We start from the raw sequence: 18,919 nt of genomic DNA, 5'->3' as shown, positions 1-18,919 counted from the left end.
TCCCCACCCCCCCCCGCAACCACCCACCCTCCCGAAAGCCCACCCCCCAACCAACAGCCCCCCGCAGCGCCCCCCACCCCCGGAACACCCCCACCCCTCATGAGGTTGGATAACCCCATGGCATCTCGTGCACGCGTACGCGCCCCCGAACTCCTCGGCGCAGGCGGTTGGCTCAACACCGGCGGCAAGGACCTCACCCTCGCCGACTTCCGGGGCAAGATCACCATCCTGGACTTCTGGACCTTCTGCTGCATCAACTGTCTGCACGTCCTCGACGAGCTCCGCGAGCTCGAGGAGCAGCACCGCGACACCGTGGTGATCGTCGGGGTGCACTCGCCGAAGTTCGTGCACGAGGCCGACCACCAGGCCGTCGTCGACGCCGTCGCCCGCTACGAGGTGCACCACCCGGTGCTGGACGACCCCGCGCTGGCGACCTGGAAGCAGTACGCCGTCCGCGCCTGGCCGACCCTCGTGGTGATCGACCCGGAGGGCTACGTGGTGGCCCAGCACGCCGGCGAGGGCCACGCCCACGCGATCGCCCGGCTGGTGGCCGAGCTGGAGGCCGAGCACGAGGCCAAGGGCACCCTGCGCCGCGGCGACGGCCCGTACGTGGCGCCCGAGCCGAGCACCGACGACCTCAAGTTCCCCGGCAAGGCGGTCCGGCTGCCGAACGGCCACTTCCTGGTCGCCGACTCCGGCCACCACAGCCTGGTCGAGCTGGCCGAGGACGGCGAGACGGTGCTGCGCCGGATCGGTGACGGGCAGCGCGGCCTGGTGGACGGCACCAGCCCGCGGTTCAGCGAGCCCCAGGGCCTCACCCTGCTCCCCGAGGGCAGTGACCACGACGTGATCGTCGCCGACACCGTGAACCACGCGCTGCGCGGCGTGCGGCTGGCCGACGGCAGTGTCACCACCCTGGCCGGCACCGGCCGTCAGTGGTGGCAGGGCTCGCCCACCGAGGGCCCGGCCCGCGAGGTGGACCTCTCCTCGCCGTGGGACGTCGCCTGGTTCGACGGCCGGGTGTGGATCGCGATGGCCGGCGTGCACCAGCTGTGGGCGTACGACCCGGCGGACGGCACGGTCGGCGTCGCGGCCGGCACCACCAACGAGGGCTTGGTGGACGGCCCGGTGGCCGAGGCCTGGTTCGCCCAGCCGTCCGGTCTGGCCGTCTCGGCGGACGGCGGGAAGCTCTGGGTCGCCGACTCGGAGACCTCCGCACTGCGCTTCGTTTCACGTGAAACGGACGGCACCCGAACGGGCACCACAACGGTCCACACCGCCGTCGGCACCGGCCTGTTCGACTTCGGCCACCGCGACGGCGCCGCCGACCAGGCGCTGTTCCAGCACCCGCTGGGCGTGACCGTGCTGCCGGACGGCTCGGTGGCCGTCGCCGACACCTACAACCACGCGCTGCGCCGCTTCGACCCGGCGAGCGGCGAGGTCACCACCCTGGCCACCGACCTGCGCGAGCCCTCCGGGGCGGTGCTGGTGGACGGCGACATCGTGGTGGTCGAGTCGGCCCGGCACCGGCTGACCAGGCTGCGGCTACCCGAGGAGGCGGTGCGGGTCGAGTCGGTGGCGCACCGCACCCAGCGCGCGGCCACCGAGGTCGCCCCGGGCGCCCTCCGGCTGGACGTGGTCTTCGAGGCACCGAGCGGCCAGAAGCTGGACGAGCGCTACGGCCCGTCCACCCGGCTGCTGGTCAGCGCGACCCCGCCCGAGCTGCTGGTCTCCGGCGCGGGCGCGGACACCGACCTCTCCCGCGAGCTGGTGCTCTCGGACGAGGTCACCGAGGGTGTGCTGCACGTCTCGGCGATGGCCGCCTCCTGCGACGACGACCCGGAGATCGAGTTCCCGGCCTGCCACGTGCACCAGCAGGACTGGGGCGTGCCGGTGAAGTTGGTCGCCGACGGTGTCCGCCGCCTCCCGCTGGTCCTGGCGGGCATGGAGTAACCGGGCAACTCCTGCAGAGCAACTCCTCCTGAAGGGCAACTCCTCCTGAAGAGCAGCTCCTGAAGGGCAACGCGGAGGGAGCCCGCCGAAGAACCGGTGGGCCCCCTCCGTCGCACCGGGCTCAGCCCCGCTCAGCCCTCCAGGAAGGCCTTGATCGCGCTCGCCAGCAGGTACGGGTCCTCGGCCCCGCACAGCTCGCGCGCCGAGTGCATGGACAGCGCCGCGATGCCGCAGTCCACCGTCTTGATGCCCAGCCGCGCCGCCGTGATCGGGCCGATCGTCGTCCCGCAGGGCATCGCGTTGTTGGACACGAAGCTCTGCCACGGCACGCCGGCCTTCTCGCAGGCGGCCGCGAAGACCGCCCGGCCGACGCCGTCGGTCGCGTAGCGGTTGTTGACGTTGACCTTGAGGATCGGCCCGTCGTTCGGCAGCGGGTGGTGGCCCGGCTCGTGCCGCTCGGAGTAGTTCGGGTGGACGGCGTGGCCCATGTCCGAGGAGAGGCAGACGGTGCCGGCCAGCGCCCGGGCGCGGTCCTCCGGGGTGCCGCCGCGGGCGTGGACCGTCCGGTCCAGCACGTTGCCCAGCAGCGGGCTCTGCGCGCCGGTGTCGGACTCGCTGCCGGTCTCCTCGTGGTCGAAGGCGGCCAGCACCGGGATGTACGGCAGCGCGACCCCGCCCTCGGCGGCGGCGACGGCCACGGCGGCCAGCGCGGCGGTGGCCGCGTGCACCGACAGCAGGTTGTCCAGGCGCGGGCCGGCCAGCAGCTCCCGGTCGCGGCCCAGGTAGGAGGCGGGCTGGACGTCGTGGGTCATGAGGTCCCAGCCGGCCACATCCTCGGCGGCCAGCCCGGCCCGCTCGGCGACGTAGGCGATCAGCGAGCCCTCGTCGACCGGCCCGAGACCCCAGATCGGGGTGAGGTGCCGCTGCCGGTCGAGCTTCATGCCGTCGTTGACCTGGCGGTCCAGGTGGATGGCGAGCTGGGGCACCCGCAGCAGCGGCTCGTCCAGCTGGACGAGCCGCGCGGTGCCGTCCTTCAGCGCCAGTCGGCCGGACAGGCCCAGGTCACGGTCGAGCCAGGTGTTCAGCGGCACTCCGCCGTAGATCTCCACCGCGACCTGCCGCCACCCGGCCGAGCCGGTGTCCGGCACCGGCTTCACCCGCAGGTTGGGCGAGTCGGTGTGGGTGCCGACGATCCGGAACGGGGTCTCCGGCCCGGCCCCCTCGGGCAGGTACCAGGCGATCAGCGCACCTCCGCGGATCAGGTAGCGCCCGCCGGCCGCCGCGTCCCAGGAGTCCGTCTCCGCGACCTGACGGAACCCCGCCTTCTCCAGGCGCTCGGCGGCGCTCGCGACCGCGTGGTACGGGGACGGCGAGGTGCCGAGGAACGCGATCAGATCGTCGGTGTGCGTCCGGTCGAAGAATGCCCGGCGGGCGGCGGTCGACATACTGCTCCAGGGTCGAGGGAGGGCCGAAGCCGGATGGGGGTCGGCTTCGCACCTTGAGCATATGCCCGTACACGGACATGGCATTCGTGACCTCGCACGGGTTCCAGGACACCGACACAACCCCTGAACCCGCACCTCACCGACCCTCTTCACCCCCGTTCCCCCTTCGCCGCACACCGCCCGCGCCACGGAGGAACACCGAAGGGCCCGGTGGCAGCCGGGCCCTTCGGTGTGAGGGTTTCGCCAGTCGGTCAGAAAGCGGCGCGGGCCTTAGAAGGCCTCCTCCGCCAGCTCCATGATCTCGTTGTCGATGCCCTCGGCGATCGCCCGCTGCGGAGCGATGGTCGGGAGGACGTTCTTGGCGAAGAAGCGGGCGGCCGCGACCTTGCCCTGGTAGAACGGCACGTCCTTCTCGGAGGCGCCGGCCTCCAGCTTGGCCAGGGCCACCGCGGCCTGGCGCAGCAGCAGCCAGCCGACGACGACGTCACCGGAGACCATCAGCAGGCGGGTGGTGTTGAGGCCCACCTTGTACATGTTCTTGACGTCCTGCTCGACCGAGGTCAGGTCGGCGATGAGCTTGCCGACGATGGCCTCCAGGTCGCCGGCGGCCTTGGCGAGCAGCTCGCGCTCGGCGGCCAGGGCGTCGCCGCCCTCGGCGGAGGCGAGGAACTTCTGGATCTGCTCGGACAGCGCGGCGAGCGCCTGGCCGCCGTCCTTGACGATCTTGCGGAAGAAGAAGTCCTGACCCTGGATCGCCGTGGTGCCCTCGTACAGGGTGTCGATCTTGGCGTCGCGGATGTACTGCTCGATCGGGTACTCCTGCAGGTAGCCGGAGCCACCGAAGGTCTGCAGGGACTGGGCGAGCTGCTCGTAGGACTTCTCCGAGCCGTAGCCCTTGACGATCGGCAGGAGCAGGTCGTTGAGGCGCTCGGCGGCCTCGTCGCGCTCGCCGCGCAGCGCGGCGGCGGTCATGTCGTCCTGGACGGACGCGGTGAACAGCACCAGCGCGCGCATGCCCTCGGCGTAGGCCTTCTGGGTGAGCAGCGAACGGCGCACGTCGGGGTGGTGGGTGATGGTGACGCGCGGGGCGGTCTTGTCCAGGAACTGCGAGATGTCGGCGCCCTGCACGCGCTCCTTGGCGTACTCCAGGGCGTTCAGGTAGCCGGTGGAGAGGGTGGCGATGGCCTTCGTGCCGACCATCATGCGGGCGAACTCGATGATCTTGAACATCTGGCGGATGCCGTCGACCTTCTCGCCGAGCAGCCAGCCCTTGGCCGGGTGCTTGGCACCGAAGGTCATCTCGCAGGTGTTCGAGGCCTTGAGGCCCATCTTGTGCTCGACGTTGGTGGCGTAGACGCCGTTGCGCTCGCCCAGCTCGCCGGTCTCCCAGTCGAAGTCGAACTTGGGGACGATGAACAGGCCCAGGCCCTTGGTGCCCGGCTTACCGCCCTCGGGGCGGGCCAGCACCATGTGGATGATGTTCTCGGACATGTCGTGCTCGCCCGAGGTGATGAAGCGCTTGACGCCCTCGATGTGCCAGGAGCCGTCCTCCTGCTGGATCGCCTTGGTGCGGCCGGCGCCCACGTCGGAGCCCGCGTCGGGCTCGGTGAGGACCATGGTGGAGCCCCACAGGCGGTCGGTCATCCGCTTGGCGACCTCGAGCTGCTCCTCGGTGCCCTCCTCGGCGATGACGCCGGCGAAGGCCGGGCCGGAGGAGTACATCCAGATGGCGGGGTTGGAGCCCAGGATCTGCTCGGCGAAGGCCCAGATCAGCGAGTTCGGGGTGACCTGGCCGCCGATGGACTCCGGGATGCCCAGGCGCCACCACTCGGCGTCCATGAAGGTCTGGTAGCTCTTCTTGAACGTGGCCGGGATCGGCGCGGTGTTGGTCTCCGGGTCGAAGACCGGCGGGTTGCGGTCGGTGTCGGCGAAGGACGCGGCGAGGTCGTTCTCGGCGAGGCGGGCGATCTCGCTGAGGATGTTCTTCGCGGTCTCGACGTCCATGTCCGCGTACGGGCCGGTGCCGTACACCTGGTCGCGACCGAACACCTCGAAGAGGTTGAACTCCACGTCCCGCAGGTTGGACTTGTAGTGACCCATGGCCGTTTTCTCCGGTTCGTCGCTTCCGGGAGACCGCCGCGTTTCGGGCGTCCCGTACCCACCAGTAGGCATCATGATGCTACCCAGCGGTAACTTGGGCAAGCCCCCGGCGGTGAATCCGCTATGAACGTGGTCACGTCCCACAAGCCGGGGCGACCACTCCTTGTCAGGATCGACGCCAGCGCGGGCGGGTGCGCTCCCGCTAGCCTGTCCGTGTGTACGGATATGACCAGAACGCATACCCGGGTGACCCCTACCAGCAGCAGGCGGGTCCGCAGCCGGGCATGAACGGCATGCCCGGACCGGACGCGTACGGCGCACAGGGGCAGGCCCCCCAGCAGTCCCTCTACCCGGAGCCCTCCCCGCCGTCCCTGGCGGACGCGGTGCGCGCCTTCACCACGGGCTCGATGGCGGTCGAGGACTTCCAGGCCATCTTCATCACCTCGAAGGTGCACTGCCCGCGCGGCGAGCGCCCCGGCTTCCTGGCGCTGCACAACACCCCGACGCCGGTGATCCCGATGTTCAGCTCGCTCAAGGAGCTGCGCCAATACGCCGGCAAGGACTCCAAGCACTTCACCGTCACCGGCGCCGAGGTGCTGGACCTGCTGCCGACCGGCTACGGCTTCGCGCTGGACATGGAGGGCGAGCACCGGATGGTGTTCGACGCCAAGGCGGTCGAGCAGATGGTCGACTTCACCATGCGCCGGATGTACGGGTAGCCCACCCCGGGAGAGGAGCCCGCGCTCCTTCGTCACCACATAGTTCAAGTTTCAACTTGCTTGTTGTTGATGATTGAACTAACCTCGTCCACGTAGGCCAGAGAACCCCCCTCGAAGGAGGCCGACATGCCCGCCGTGACCGTCGACAACCCGCTGACCCTCCCGCGCGTCACCACGCCGGACCCGGCCGTCGCGAACGCGCGGCCGGTGCTGACCGTCGCCACCGCCCCCGAGGGCTACGAGGGCGAGGGCTTCCCCGTCCGCCGCGCCTTCGCCAAGATCAACCAGAAGTACCTCGACCCGTTCATCATGATGGACCAGATGGGCGAGGTGGACTACGCGGCCGGCGAGCCCAAGGGAACCCCCTGGCACCCGCACCGCGGCTTCGAGACGGTCACCTACATCATTGACGGAACGTTCATCCACCGGGACTCGCACGGCGGTGGCGGCACCATCACCGATGGCGACACCCAGTGGATGACCGCCGGCTCCGGCCTCCTGCACATCGAGACCCCGCCGGAGTCCCTGGTGCGGTCCGGCGGCCTCTTCCACGGCCTCCAGCTCTGGGTGAACCTGCCCGCCTCGGACAAGATGATCACCCCGAAGTACCAGGACATCCGCGGCGGCAGCGTCAAGCTGCTCGGCTCCGAGGACGGCGGCGCGCTGCTCCGGGTGATCGCCGGCGAGCTGGACGGCCACCAGGGCCCGGGCACCACCTTCACCCCGATCACCATGATCCACGCGTCGATCAGCCCCGGCGCCCAGGTCACCCTGCCCTGGCGCGCCGACTTCAACGCCCTCGCCTACGGCCTCGCGGGCAACGGTTCGGCCGGCGCCGAGCACCGCCCCTTCCACCGGGGCCAGGCCGTCGTCTTCGGCGACGGCGACTCGATCACCATCCGCGCCGACGAGAAGCAGGACTCCCGCGACAACAACTTCGAGGTGGTCCTCCTCGGCGGCCTCCCGATCCGCGAACCCGTCGCCCACTACGGCCCGTTCGTCATGAACAGCCACCGCGAACTCCAGCAGGCCATGGAGGACTTCCAGGCCGGCCGACTCGGCACCATCCCCGCCGACGCCAGCTGACCCGCTCCATCGCGAGGGCCCGGACCACACGGTCCGGGCCCTTTCGCATACTCCGTACCGGAAGTGCTCAGGAGCCACATCTCCCCCTTGACGCAAGGGTATTGACACCGGCTCCAGGAGCGTCGGGATAATGCGATTGGTCTGAACCACTGGCCAGATTGGTCGAGACCACAACGGGAGGACCCCAGCCATGCGCCGTACCGTCCGGCGGCTCGCCGTACTCGCCGCAGCCCCGCTGATCGCCCTGACCGGAGCCACCGCGGCCCAGGCCCGACCGTCCATCGACACCAGCTCGTACACCGTCTACGACACCACGGGCACCTGCTCGATCTACGTGCACTTCTACTACAACGCGCACTGGTACGTGGAGTACGACCTGACCAACTGGAGCAACGGCACCCAGGGCTGCGAGGCCGGCGCGTACACCAGCGACCAGGGCTGGGTCGGCCAGATCACCGGCGGCGGGTACTCGACCAGCGACGACCCGTCCCGCTACGTGCGGCCGTGGGTCCAGAAGGTCGGCGACGCGTCGAGCTTCGCCTGGGGCTACAACCGCTGACCCGGCGGGCCCCGAGAACGCCCGAACGACGCCTCCGTCGCCTACAGCAACGCGTAGACGGCGGAGGCGTCGTCGTGTGTCTTGCCGCGCGGCCAGCGCTCGCAGCCGGCGTCCGCCCGCTCCACCGCACGGACCTGGGCGATCAGCTCGCCCGGCCCCGACTCGGCGAGCAGCCTCAGCACATCGCCCCAACTGCCCAGCCCGAAGCGCTCGGTGTAGCGCGAGGCGCCGTCGGTGAGGGCGGCCAGCGCGTGCAGCCGGTCCAGCCGGACGAAGCCGGTCTCGGCGTGCTCGGCGGCCCGCGGGGTTGCGGCGGCGATCCACGGACCCGCGCCCCGGTTACGGGCGGCGCGCACCGCCAGCACGTACTCCAGGTGCAGCGCGGCCCGCTCGGCCGAGCCGGGGACGGTCGCCCAGACCTGGCGGCGCAGCCCCTCCCCGCCGGGGAAGCGCTGGTTGTCGCCGATCACCCGGGGCGGGCCGTCCTTGAAGTCCAGCACCAGCAGCGAGTCTCCGAGCACCAGGTACTCCAGCGACTCGCCGTGCCGCCGGGCCGCGACCACCATCGCCGCGGGCGTGTTGGCGTGGCCGAGGTCGCAGCGGCCGCCGTGCAGCGCGGCCGTCTCCACGATGGCGTCGGCCAGGCACTCGGCGATCGACCGGTCCACCCGGTCGGTGAGCCGGGCGAGCAGGTGCACGCCCAACCGGCGTACGTACCAGGCGGTTCCGTGCCGGCACCCGGACTCCAGACCGGCCGGCGAACTCGCGCCGTCCAGCAGGACCAGTGCCTCCGGCGAGGCCGCCGCGAAGTCCTCGCTCTCGCGGTCGGGCCGCCGTGCTTCCCCTGCGAGCTGTAGCTGCATCCCGACAGTGTGGCCGCCACCCCCGGCCCGCGCCCAGACCCGTGCGCCGGTGTGGCGCCGACCGGTGCCCGGCGCCCGGTGGCAGCGGGGGTGATTCGGCCATACCGTCGGATAGCGACCGGACAATTCGGCCATTCAGGGCCGGTCGGGTTTGGGACCACCTTCGGGTGCCCCGGCGGCCCGGGACTGACGAGGAGCGGAAGATGTTCTGGCAGTTCATCGTGCTGGTCGCCGCCGGGTTCGGCTTCCCGACCGCCGCACTGTTCTTCCTGATCGGCGGGCCGCGCTTCCCTGACGAGAAGCGCGACCCCGACTCCGGGCCCGCTGCTTAGGTCCTGTCCGGCCGATCGCGGGCCCGGCAAGATCGGCCGGAGGAGACCCGGACGAGCCCTAGGCCTTCCAGGCCGGGTCGCGCCCCAGCAGCGCCAGGGCCCGGTCGAACCGGCCGGCGCCGGCCCCGGGTGCCAGCCCCGGGCGGAAGGCCCGGCCGGGCGCGCGGGCCTCCGGGGTGTCCGGGACGGCCTCGGAGACCGCCAGCAGCGCGTCGGCCAGCGCGTCGTCCCCGTCCACCGCCGTGACCAGCCGCTCGGTGCCGCCGAGCGCCGCGGCGACGTCCCAGCCGTGCACCAGCGTGTCCACCAGGTGGAAGCCGACGGCCTGGGCGAGCGGGAAGGGCCCGCCGTCCCGGATCTCCGGCAGCCAGAGCGCCCGCTCGCCGACGGCCGCCTCCCGGAAGGCGGCGGTGAGGTCGGCGCCGGTTCGGCGGAAGTCCGCCGCCGGGTCCGCGCTCAGCGGGGCGTCCGCGAACAGCGCGAGGTCCGGCCCGGCGCCGCGGGCGGCCGCGGCGAAGCCCTGGTGCTGCCCGACGCAGTGCTCCAGCAGCCGGCGCAGCGTCCAGCCGGCGCACGGGGTGGGCAGGTCCAGCTGGTCCGGCCGTACCGTGTCCACCACCTCGACGGCCAAGTCCACGGCCCGTGCGTGCAGTTCGACGAGTTTCATGCGGCAGTTACCCCCAGTCCCGCAGAGATGAATCCGATCACCTGGTCAACGACGGCCGGTTCCCCGATGATCCGGCGGTGGCCGAGCCCCCGGGTGACCACCAGGTCGAGCTGCTCCCCGTACGCCCGCGCCAGCCGGTGCGCCTGGGCGATCGGCACCACGCCGTCGCCCTCGTCGTGCACCACCAGGAGGGGCAGGTCGATCGACGCCGCCCGGACGGCCGCGTCGTAGCGCTCCCAGACCCCGGCGTCCCCGGCGAACAGGTGCTGCTCGATCCGCTGCCGCAGCGCCCGCTCGACGGCGGCGTCCAGACCGAGTTCGGCGCAGAAGGCTCCGGGGAAGAAGCCGACCTCGGACACCCCGGAGACGGCCGCCAGCCGGCCCGCCCGCAGCCCGTCGCCGAGCGCCCCGAAGGCCGCGCAGACGCCCAGCGAGTGGGCCACCACGGCCTCGAACGGCCCGTACCGCTCCTGGAGCCGGGAGGCCAGTTCGCGGTACTCCAGCACGCTGGTGCTGCGCCCGCCGGAGTCACCGTGGCCCGGCGCGTCGAAGGCGACGACGCTGAGGCCGAGCGCGCGCAGCCGGGGGACGAAGGGCGCGAACCGGGAGGCCCGGGAGCGCCAGCCGTGCAGCAGCAGGACGGGCCGCTCGCCGCTGCCCCAGCGGTAGCCGACCACGGGCTTGCCGTGCACGGCGAGCGGTTCGCGGACGGCCTGCCGGTGGACCTCCCGCTCGGTGGTCCGGACCCGGCTGCGCCGCAGCGGGCGCCGGAACAGTTCGAAGGCCGCCCGGCCGGCCAGGCCGGGGGCGATCCGGGCGGTCGGGTTGAGGGCGGTACGGATCAGTGCCTGGGCGGGGTCCATCGGGTCTCCCTGCTCTTCGCTCCCTGGGCCTTGCTCTCGTGCTCCTTGCTCGGGGCGAGATATTAGCACGACCGTTCGTGCAGTTTTCGGAGCAGTCCGCGGGCGGCGCACTACCCTGGGCGACACCCCTGCGAAAGGAACGAGGACGCACGATGGCCGGACCGACCACGGACGGACGGGTCCTGCGCGGCGAGGAGACCCGCCGGGCGGTCCTGCGCCGCGCCGTCGGGATCGCCTCCGTCGAAGGCCTGGACGCCCTGTCCATCGGCCGCCTCGCCACCGACCTCGGACTCAGCAAGAGCGGCGTCTTCGCCGGCTTCGGCTCCAAGGAGGAGCTGCAGCTCGCCACCGTCCGCGCCGCCCGCCGGATCTTCGCCGACGCCGTCGTCGCCCCGGTCGCCGCCACCCCGCCCGGCCTCGCCAAGGCCCGGGCACTGTGCGAGAGCTGGCTCGCCTACTCCCGGGCCCGGGTGTTCCCCGGCGGCTGCTTCTTTTACGAGGTCACCGCCGAGTTCGACGCCCGCCCCGGCCCCGTCCGGGACGCCCTGGCCGACTGCGCCCGGGAGTGGCACGCCACGGTCGTCGCCGCCCTCGCCGAAGCCCGTACGGCCGGCACCCTGCGCCCCGACACCGACCTCGGCGACCTCGCCTTCGCCCTGATCGCGGTGTTGGAGACGGCCAACTCCCAGGCCGTGCTGCACGAGGAGGACGTCCCGTACCAGCGGGCCGGCCGCCTCCTGCTCCGCCTGCTGCGCGCCGAGGCCACCGACCCCGCCGACCCGGCGCTCGCCTAGGTCCTAATCCTTCCTCGCCAACACCCGCTCCAGCACGGCGGCTTGGACCAGCAGCCGCTCGTCCCCGCCCGCCGCGCCGACCAGTTGCAGCCCGAGCGGCAGCCCGTCCGGGGTCCGCCCGGCCGGCAGGCTCAGCGCGGGCAGGCCGAGGAAGCTCCACGGCAGCGACATCACCGCGTCCCCGGTGCTGTGCAGCCCCTCCGGCGCCCCGCCGGGCGCGGACGGCGCCAGCCAGAGGTCCACCCCGGCCCCGGCGGCCGCCCCGGCCACCCGCTCGCGCAACCGCTCCCGGAACCGCAGGGCGGCCACCCGGTCCTCCGCCGCGACCCCCTGCCCGACCCGGATGCTCGCCACCGTCTCCGGCCGGTACAGCCCGCCGAACCGGGCGAACCAGTCGGCGTGACTGCGGGCCAGCTCGAACCGGTTGACCGCCTGCAACTGCCGCGTCACCTCGGCGAAGTCGGGGAACAGCGGCACCCGGCGCACCGTCACCCCGGCCCGCGCCAGCCGTTCCAGCTGTTCCTCGAACACCCTCCGCGCGGCCGGTTCGGCCCGCTCCAGGTACGGGCCGTCCGGTACCCCGACCACCGGCGCCGGGTCCGCCGACTCGGGCGCCGGCCGCCAGTCGTCGCAGAGCAGCGGGGCGGCCAGCGCCGCGCCCGCCAGGTCGTTGGTGAACACCCCCAGGGTGTCGAAGCTCGGCGCGTTCGGGATCACCCCCGCGACCGGGATCCGCCCGTACGTCGGCCGGAACCCCACCACCCCGCAGTACGCGGCCGGCCGGATCACCGACCCGACCGTCTGGGTGCCGATCGCCAGCGGCACCAGACCGGCCGCGACCGCCGCCGCCGAACCGCTGCTGGAACCACCCGGGGTGTGCCCCGGGCGGTGCGGATTGCGGGTCGGGCCCGGGGCGCTCGCCGCGAACTCGGCGGTCACCGTCTTGCCCGCGACCAGCGCCCCCGCCGCCAGCAACCGGTCCACCACCACGGCCTGCGGGCCGGCCAGCACCCCCGGCGGCAGGGCCGACCCGGCGTGCGTGGGCAATCCGTCCACGTGCACGATGTCCTTGACCCCGACCGCCACCCCGTACAGCGGCGGCCGCCCGGCCGCAACGGGGTACCGCGCGGTCAACTCCCTTGCCCGTGCCTGCAGTCGGTCGTGCCGACCGGGCTCCGCCACGAAGGCGCGGAGCAGCGGGTCCACCCGCTCGACCAGCGCGCAGAACCGGTCGACGTACTCGGGCAGAGCGGGCGCACCGGAGCGCAGCGCGGCGGCCTCGATGGTCAGCGACCGGGGCCGGACCAGGGATTCCTCCATAGCGGCCACGGTAGCGGCCGGCCGCTCACTGGTGCTCGGCGGACAGGTACGGCGCCTCGCGCAGGAAGTACGCCCCGCAGGTGTGGCAGCACAGCTCCGGGGTCTTCCCCCAGTCCACCGCCTCCCGCACCGGCGCCCCGGAACCGAGCTCCCGGCCGCACATCGCCACGCTCTGCACGCCCCGGACCATGTGCCACAGCCGCACCCCGCCGGCCTCCCCCTCGGGCCCGTACTCGGCTCGCATCTGATGCATCATGCCCCCATCGTCCGACCGCCCCCCACCCCCGGCAACCGGGGCCGCCACGGCGCTCCCGGTCCGCCGCGCACGAACGACACAAGGCCCACCGGGCGCCGTCCGAACCCCGCCACCCCCGTCCGGATCCGGCCACGGCGGCTCGATAGGGTGCGCGATCGCGACCCGCCCCGGCGCCCCGCGCCCGGCCCCCGTCGCCGGACCACAGCCTTCCCCTCTTCACAGCTGGAGCACCGATCGTGCGCTCTTCCCGCCTCCTGGCCTCCGCGGCCCTGGTCGCCCTCTCCCTCGGCACCACGGTCGGCGCCGCCACCGCCGGCGCCGTCGGTATCCCCGTGACCCCCACCGCGGCACCGAGCGCCCCCACCGGCCCCGCCACCCTGCCGACCCACCTGCCGACCACCCTCCCGACCAACCTGCCGACCCCGCCGATGCCCTCGCCCGGCGGCCCCTGCCCGGGCGGGTACCACCTGGAGAACCTCAAGGTCACCGGCAGCGGGCTGTCCGGCGTCACCCTGACCAAGGGCGGCGCCCCGCAGGAGGCGAGCGTGACCTTCGAGAACGACACCCCCGTCGACCTGAAGAAGCTCAGCACCCACTTCTTCGTCACCGACATCGGCGAGGAGGGCGCGCCCAACCAGCCCACCTGGGGCAAGGACGCCTTCACCGTCCAGGTGAAGCTGCCCGGCGGCGACTGGAAGCCCGTCAGCCCGAGCGCCATCGAGAACAACATGAGCTACATCCGCGCCGACCTCGGCACGTTCAAGCTCGCCAAGGGCGAGAAGCTCACCCTCCAGGTGCGCCTCGCCGCCACCGACAAGGCGCTCGCCGCCGGCTACTTCGCCCAGCTCGACGGCGCCTCCGAGTCCTTCCCCAGCAAGGACGTCCCGGGCGTCCGCCAGGGGCCGGAGGGCAGCTGCACCGGCTTCAGCGGCAGCTACCGCATCCCCGAGCTCTTCAAGGTCGTCGCCGGCACCCCGGCCCCCGCCGGCACGGGTACGCCCTCCGCGTCCGCCCCGGCCGCCCCCGCCACCCCCACCGCCCCCGCGCCCGGTGCCACCACGACCCCGGCCGGTCCCGAACTGGCGCACACCGGTGCCGACTCCAACACCCTGCCGATCGCCCTCGGCGGCGCGGCGGTGCTGGCCGCCGGCGCCGGCACCCTGTTCGTCCTGCGCCGCCGCAAGGCCGGCGCCCACAGCTGATCCTCCGCCACATGAACCGAGGGGCACGGACAACCGTTCGGGCCCCTCGGTGGTCTTCCCCCGGAGAGCGAACCCCGACCCCACCGCTGGAGCCCGCCGATGCGTCCCGCCCGCCTTCCCGCCGCCTGCACCCTGCTCGTGCTCACCGCCGGTCCGGTCGCCCTCGCCATGGCCCCCGCCCACGCCGCCGACACCCCGTCGGCCACCCCCACGGCCGCGCCGTCCGCCCCCGCGTCCTCCGCCACCCCCGGCGAGTGCCCGGAGGGCACCACCGAGGACCCGATCCCGGTCACCGGCGCCACCGACACCGCGGGCGAACTCTCCGTCACCTTCACCAACACCAGCACCGCGACGGTCAAGCAGCTCGCCACCACCGTCGCCCTCGCCGAGGCCGGCAGCCTCCCGCTCGAAGTCCGCGCGGGAACCGGCGCCTGGAGGCCCCTCACCGTCACCGGCACCCCGGTCAACACCGGCGGCTACCCGGTCCCCCAGGGCCAGAGGCTCACCCTCACCGTGCGCGCCGCCGCCGGAGCCCCGCACGGCGAGCACCGCCTCACCTTCACCGCCAAGTCCGAGGTCCTCCCGAGCGGCTCCGCCCCGGCGAAGAAGTACACCTGCCCCCAGCTCACCGCCACCTACACGGGCGCCCTCACCCCCACCGACCGCACCCCGGCCCCCGCCCACCTCGCCGACACCGGCGCCGGCACCGCCACCCGCCCCCTCGCCATCGCCGGCACCACCACCCTCCTCCTCGGCGCCGCCCTCCTCCTCCTCACCCGCCGCCGCCCCACCGCCGACTGACCACCCCGGGCCCGCCCCGGCCGGCGGACCGGCGTCGACGAGGAAGACCCCGGCCCCGGTCAGGACGCGACGCGCAGCAGCGCGCCGTCCTGCCACTTGAGGATCTTGTCGAAGCTCACGATGGCCCCCCGGAGGGGGTGGTTGCGGAGCTGGACGTGGTCGGTGAGGGCGTGGATGAGGAAGAGGCCGCGGCCGGATTCGGCGGTGAGGTCGGGGAGGGCGTCCAGGTCGACCGGGCGCAGGGTGGCGGCCGGGGCACGGTGGGGGAGGACGTGGGTGTCGTACGGGTGGCCGTCGCGGCGGGGGCGGTGGGCGGTGAGGACGCGGGCCGGGACGGTGGCGCGGGCGCGGCGGGAGCGGCGGGGGGCGCGGGCGCTGCCGACGGGGTGGGGGGCCGGGCGGCGGGCGGGCGGGGCGCTGGGGGCGGGCAGGCCCGGGCCGGAGTCGGTGACCTCGATCCGCAGCCGGTCACCGCTGATGGAGGCGGTCACCTGGAAGCCGTCGTCGGGCCGGCCGGTGGCGCCGTGTTCGACGGCGTTGGCGCAGGCTTCGGTGATCGCGACGCCGAGGTCGTCGGCGATCTGCGGGTCGACGCCCGCGGTCGCCATGGCACCGAGCAGGATGCGCCGGGCCAGCGGAACGCTGGCCGGGTCGCGCTTGAGGTGCAGAGTCCACCAGATGTCCACGGGAGGTCCCTCCTGGCTGCGGCTCCACATACAACTAGGTATCTCCGGGCGATTCGGCGGTGAACCGTGCCCGGGGGCGGCTACCGCCCGTTCGGCGGATGGACTGGGGACGGGGTCTGTGCCGAAGGGCGCGCTCGTGGTCCTGCACGCCGCGGCCGAACGGGGCATTCGTAGGGATTTCCCCCCCTGCCCGTGTCGGCGGTGTGCGCGATGAGATGATGGCCCGGCCATGACTGCCCTCCCCTCCGCCCCCGTCCAGGGCACCCCTGTCTTCGAGCGGGCCCGGCCGGCTCCGCCGGTGGGGGCCGCCTGGGACCTGCGGCTGGCCCGGGCGGTCCCGTTCGCGGTGGTGTGCACGCTGATAGCGGCCGCCGGGCACGCGCTGGCGGGTGGCGGGAACGTGCCGCCGGTCGCGCTGGCGACGGGCTTCGCCGCGGTGCTGGTGCTCGCGGTGGCGTGCGGTGGACGGGAGCGTTCGCTGGCGGCCATCGCCGGTGCGCTGGGCGCGGGGCAGCTGGGGCTGCACTGCCTGTTCCACGGTTTCGGCGGCCACGGCATGCCCGACGGCGTCCCGATGAGCGTGCCGCAGGCGGCCGGTCGGCTGATCTGCAACGAGGCCCGGCCGGGCACGCTGGCCGGGCTGCCGGGCGGCACCTCGCCGGAGCAGTTGGTGTCCTCCGCCGGTCTGGACCCGCACGCGTACGCCGCCGCGCCGTGGTGGCAGGGCGGCGTGCTGGGGATGACGCCGTCGATGCTGGCCGGGCACCTGGCCGCCGCGCTGGTGGCGGGCTGGTGGCTGCGGCGCGGCGAGGCGGCGCTGTGGCGGCTGGTGCGGGTGGCCGCGTCGGCGGCCCGGGAGCACTGGGCGGCGCCGCTGCGGTGGGCGCTGGTGCTGGTGGCCGCGCTGCTGCGCGGTCTGTTCGGCGCGGCCGGTCCGGTCCGCCGGTTCGGTGCGGGGGGCGGCGGGAGCCGGCTCTCCGCGGGTGCGGTGCTGCGGCACAGCGTGGTGCGGCGCGGTCCGCCGTGCGGGGCCCTCGCGTACTGATCCGGTGGTCCCGTGCGCCCCGTGATGGGGTGCCGGTCGGGTCCCGGTGAGGTGCGCGGTGTCCGGGTCGTTCCCGTCCTCCGACGGCGGCGGCCCCTGGCTCTGCCCCACCCACGTCCGCGCGTCCGGCGCCGCCGAGGCACGGTTCCCCCGTCGCCCGGTACGGCCGGCCGCCGAGCTCCGATCGGAGACCCCCATCATGCGTTCCCTTCCCACCCGCCGCCTCGCCGCCGTCGCCCTGACCGCCGCCGCCTCCGTGGTGGCGCTGGCCGGCCCGGCCTTCGCGCACGTCACCGTGAACCCGGGCTCGGCCGCCCAGGGCGGTTACGCGACGGTCAACTTCCAGGTGCCGAACGAGAGCGACACGGCGAACACGGTGAAGCTGGAGGTCAACCTGCCGATGGACCACCCGCTGGCCTCGGTCCGGACCCTGCCGATGCCGGGCTGGACGGCGACCGTCGAGAAGGCCAAGCTCGACAAGCCGATCAAGGTGCACGGCAGCGACGTCACCGAGGCCGCCTCCAAGATCACCTGGACCGCCGACACCGGCACCAAGATCGCCCCCGGCCAGTTCCAGGAGTTCCGGCTGTCGCTCGGCGCGCTGCCGACCGACGCCGACAGCATGGTCTTCAAGGCCCTGCAGACCTACGACAACGGCGATGTCGTCCGCTGGATCGACGAGGCCCAGGCCGGCCAGCCCGAGCCGGCCCACCCGGCGCCGACCCTGAAGCTCACCAAGGCCGCCGCCGGTGACGGCCACGGCGTCACCGCCTCCGCCTCCCCGGCCGCCGGCGCCCACGGGGACAGCTCGGACCACGCCGCCGCCTCCGGCGACACCAAGTCCAGCGACAGCACCGCCCGCACCCTGGGCGTGGTCGGCATCGTGGTCGGCGTGATCGGCACCGCCGTCGGCGTGCTCGGCCTGCGCCGGAAGAACAGCGGCTCCGCCTCCTGACCCCCGCGCCGGCGGGGCCGTACCCCGCACCCGTACCGGGTACGGCCCCGCCGGCGGTCCACCGCGCCTGATCGGATCCACCATGCACCGCACCACCCGCACCACCCGCACGTCCCGCTCCACCCGGCTGGCCGGCGCCGCCGCGCTCGCCCTGGCCGCCGCGCTGACCCTGTCCGCCTGCGGCTCCTCCGGTGGCGGCTCGACCGCCGCCAAGGTGACCCAGCAGAAGGACGACACCCCGTACCAGGGCACCAAGCTGGCCAAGAACTTCGAGAAGCCCGACCTCCAGCTGACCGACACCTCCGGCCAGCCGTACGACCTGCGGCAACAGACCAACGGCAAGGCCACCCTGCTGTTCTTCGGCTACACCAGCTGCCCGGACGTCTGCCCGACCACGATGGGCGACATCGGCGTGGCGATGAAGGCGCTCTCCGCGGAGGACCGGAAGAAGGTCAACGTCGTCTTCGTCTCCACCGACCCCCAGCGCGACACCCCCAAGGTGCTGCGCACCTGGCTGGACTCGATGGGCACCGACTTCATAGGCCTCACCGGTGACCTGGGGAAGGTGAAGACCGCCGCCAGGTCGCTGGGCATCATGATCGAGGACCCGGTGGTCAACGCGGACGGCACCGTCACCTCCACCCACGGCGCCCAGGTGCTGGCCTTCCTCCCCTCGGACGACAAGGCGCACGTGCTCTACATGAGCGGCACCGAGGAGAAGACCTACGAGCACGACCTGCCGCTGCTCGCCAAGGGGGTCGCGGCGTGATCCCGGCGAACCGGCGGTTCCGCCGCTCGGCGCTGGCCGGGGCGGTGCTGGCGACGGTCCTCGGCGGCGGGGCGATACTCGCCGCCTGCGGGACGGGCGACCAGGGCGGCGGCCGGACCGAGACCGGGCCGGCGAAGCTGACCGTGGCCGACCCCTACATCCCGCTGCCCCCGGCCGGCGGGATGGGCGCCGGCTACCTGACCGTGCGCAACGACGGCGGGCCGGACCAGCTGCTCAAGGTGACCAGCCCGGAGGCCGGGTCGGTCACCATGCACCGCTCGACCGCCTCGACCATGGAGCAGGTGAGCAGCCTGGACGTGCCCGCGCACGGCTCGCTGCAGCTCGCCCGGGGCGGCACCCATCTGATGATCATGGACTGGCAGAAGGCCCCTGCCCTGGGCGACGAGCTGGAGCTCGACCTGACCTTCGCCAAGTCCGGCACCATCACCGTCAAGGTGCCGGTCAAGGAGCTCACCTACCGCCCAGGCCAGAGTTAGGGGACCC

The 18,919-nt window shown here is 73.4% G+C and carries 20 protein-coding genes; 12 read left to right on the top strand and 8 right to left on the bottom strand.

Features of this window, described 5'->3' with window-relative positions; translation table 11 throughout:
- Positions 1–117 precede the first annotated feature (117 nt).
- On the top strand, positions 118–1,953 hold the full coding sequence (locus tag ACFWIS_RS12665) for an NHL domain-containing thioredoxin family protein (protein WP_380452645.1): 1,836 nt from the start codon (positions 118–120) through the stop codon (positions 1,951–1,953).
- 131 nt (positions 1,954–2,084) lie between these two features.
- Here the strand turns inward: ACFWIS_RS12665 and ACFWIS_RS12660 are convergent, their stop codons facing one another.
- Positions 2,085–3,398, bottom strand: a complete 1,314-nt coding sequence (locus ACFWIS_RS12660; protein WP_380452643.1) for a M18 family aminopeptidase — start codon at positions 3,396–3,398, stop codon at positions 2,085–2,087.
- Positions 3,399–3,668: 270 nt separating this feature from the next.
- Positions 3,669–5,498, bottom strand: a complete 1,830-nt coding sequence (locus ACFWIS_RS12655; protein WP_380452641.1) for an acyl-CoA dehydrogenase — start codon at positions 5,496–5,498, stop codon at positions 3,669–3,671.
- A 215-nt stretch (positions 5,499–5,713) separates the two neighbouring features.
- Between ACFWIS_RS12655 and ACFWIS_RS12650 the strand changes: the two genes are divergently transcribed.
- The 3 genes from ACFWIS_RS12650 (at position 5,714) to ACFWIS_RS12640 (ending at position 7,862) form a co-directional block, all read left to right on the top strand.
- Positions 5,714–6,217, top strand: coding sequence for an SseB family protein (locus ACFWIS_RS12650; RefSeq protein ID WP_380523840.1), 504 nt, complete (start codon positions 5,714–5,716; stop codon positions 6,215–6,217).
- 126 nt (positions 6,218–6,343) lie between these two features.
- A complete protein-coding gene (locus ACFWIS_RS12645) occupies positions 6,344–7,303 on the top strand; it encodes a pirin family protein (protein WP_380452639.1) in 960 nt (319 codons plus the stop codon).
- A 190-nt stretch (positions 7,304–7,493) separates the two neighbouring features.
- Entirely contained in the window at positions 7,494–7,862 is a 369-nt protein-coding gene (locus tag ACFWIS_RS12640; RefSeq protein ID WP_380452637.1) for a hypothetical protein, read from the top strand.
- Positions 7,863–7,903: 41 nt separating this feature from the next.
- Here ACFWIS_RS12640 and ACFWIS_RS12635 read toward each other — a convergent pair whose 3' ends face one another.
- Positions 7,904–8,725, bottom strand: a complete 822-nt coding sequence (locus ACFWIS_RS12635; RefSeq protein WP_380452636.1) for an integrase — start codon at positions 8,723–8,725, stop codon at positions 7,904–7,906.
- 203 nt (positions 8,726–8,928) lie between these two features.
- On the opposite strand from ACFWIS_RS12635, the gene ACFWIS_RS12630 reads away from it, so the two are divergent.
- On the top strand, positions 8,929–9,057 hold the full coding sequence (locus ACFWIS_RS12630; RefSeq protein WP_380452634.1) for a hypothetical protein: 129 nt from the start codon (positions 8,929–8,931) through the stop codon (positions 9,055–9,057).
- A 58-nt stretch (positions 9,058–9,115) separates the two neighbouring features.
- On the opposite strand, the gene ACFWIS_RS12625 is transcribed toward ACFWIS_RS12630, so the two are convergent.
- Positions 9,116–9,724 carry a TIGR03086 family metal-binding protein gene (locus ACFWIS_RS12625; protein WP_380452632.1) on the bottom strand — a complete coding sequence of 203 codons (609 nt, stop codon included), beginning with the start codon at positions 9,722–9,724 and terminating at the stop codon, positions 9,116–9,118.
- Entirely contained in the window at positions 9,721–10,587 is an 867-nt protein-coding gene (locus ACFWIS_RS12620; protein ID WP_380452630.1) for an alpha/beta hydrolase, read from the bottom strand. The genes ACFWIS_RS12625 and ACFWIS_RS12620 overlap by 4 nt, the downstream gene beginning before the upstream one ends.
- Positions 10,588–10,739: 152 nt before the next feature.
- Between ACFWIS_RS12620 and ACFWIS_RS12615 the strand changes: the two genes are divergently transcribed.
- Positions 10,740–11,381, top strand: a complete 642-nt coding sequence (locus ACFWIS_RS12615) for a TetR/AcrR family transcriptional regulator (RefSeq protein WP_380452628.1) — start codon at positions 10,740–10,742, stop codon at positions 11,379–11,381.
- A 3-nt stretch (positions 11,382–11,384) separates the two neighbouring features.
- Here the strand turns inward: ACFWIS_RS12615 and ACFWIS_RS12610 are convergent, their stop codons facing one another.
- On the bottom strand, positions 11,385–12,701 hold the full coding sequence (locus ACFWIS_RS12610; RefSeq protein WP_380452626.1) for an amidase: 1,317 nt from the start codon (positions 12,699–12,701) through the stop codon (positions 11,385–11,387).
- Between the two features lie 25 nt (positions 12,702–12,726).
- The gene (locus ACFWIS_RS12605) at positions 12,727–12,957 is read right to left on the bottom strand and encodes a hypothetical protein (RefSeq protein ID WP_380452624.1); all 231 of its coding nucleotides are present in this window, start codon (positions 12,955–12,957) and stop codon (positions 12,727–12,729) included.
- A 236-nt stretch (positions 12,958–13,193) separates the two neighbouring features.
- Between ACFWIS_RS12605 and ACFWIS_RS12600 the strand changes: the two genes are divergently transcribed.
- Positions 13,194–14,159, top strand: coding sequence for an LAETG motif-containing sortase-dependent surface protein (locus tag ACFWIS_RS12600; RefSeq protein ID WP_380452622.1), 966 nt, complete (start codon positions 13,194–13,196; stop codon positions 14,157–14,159).
- A 99-nt stretch (positions 14,160–14,258) separates the two neighbouring features.
- Positions 14,259–14,960, top strand: a complete 702-nt coding sequence (locus tag ACFWIS_RS12595) for an LPXTG cell wall anchor domain-containing protein (protein WP_380452620.1) — start codon at positions 14,259–14,261, stop codon at positions 14,958–14,960.
- Positions 14,961–15,019: 59 nt separating this feature from the next.
- Here the strand turns inward: ACFWIS_RS12595 and ACFWIS_RS12590 are convergent, their stop codons facing one another.
- Complete coding sequence (locus ACFWIS_RS12590) at positions 15,020–15,646, bottom strand: ATP-binding protein (RefSeq protein WP_380452618.1); 627 nt, start codon at positions 15,644–15,646, stop codon at positions 15,020–15,022.
- Between the two features lie 229 nt (positions 15,647–15,875).
- On the opposite strand from ACFWIS_RS12590, the gene ACFWIS_RS12585 reads away from it, so the two are divergent.
- The 4 genes from ACFWIS_RS12585 to ACFWIS_RS12570 all read left to right on the top strand — a co-directional run bounded on the left by ACFWIS_RS12585 (position 15,876) and on the right by ACFWIS_RS12570 (position 18,912).
- Complete coding sequence (locus ACFWIS_RS12585) at positions 15,876–16,691, top strand: hypothetical protein (protein WP_380452616.1); 816 nt, start codon at positions 15,876–15,878, stop codon at positions 16,689–16,691.
- 199 nt (positions 16,692–16,890) lie between these two features.
- Complete coding sequence (locus tag ACFWIS_RS12580) at positions 16,891–17,646, top strand: YcnI family protein (RefSeq protein ID WP_380452615.1); 756 nt, start codon at positions 16,891–16,893, stop codon at positions 17,644–17,646.
- Positions 17,647–17,728: 82 nt separating this feature from the next.
- Positions 17,729–18,415, top strand: coding sequence for an SCO family protein (locus ACFWIS_RS12575; protein ID WP_380452613.1), 687 nt, complete (start codon positions 17,729–17,731; stop codon positions 18,413–18,415).
- Entirely contained in the window at positions 18,412–18,912 is a 501-nt protein-coding gene (locus ACFWIS_RS12570; protein WP_380452611.1) for a copper chaperone PCu(A)C, read from the top strand. Before ACFWIS_RS12575 ends, ACFWIS_RS12570 begins: the two co-directional genes overlap by 4 nt.
- The last annotated feature ends 7 nt before the right edge of the window (positions 18,913–18,919 follow it).

The organism is Kitasatospora sp. NPDC127060 (assembly GCF_042724935.1).
GTDB lineage: Bacteria > Actinomycetota > Actinomycetes > Streptomycetales > Streptomycetaceae > Kitasatospora.
The sequence above is the reverse complement of the archived record's forward strand: the minus strand, read 5'-3'. Positions and strand labels throughout refer to the sequence as shown.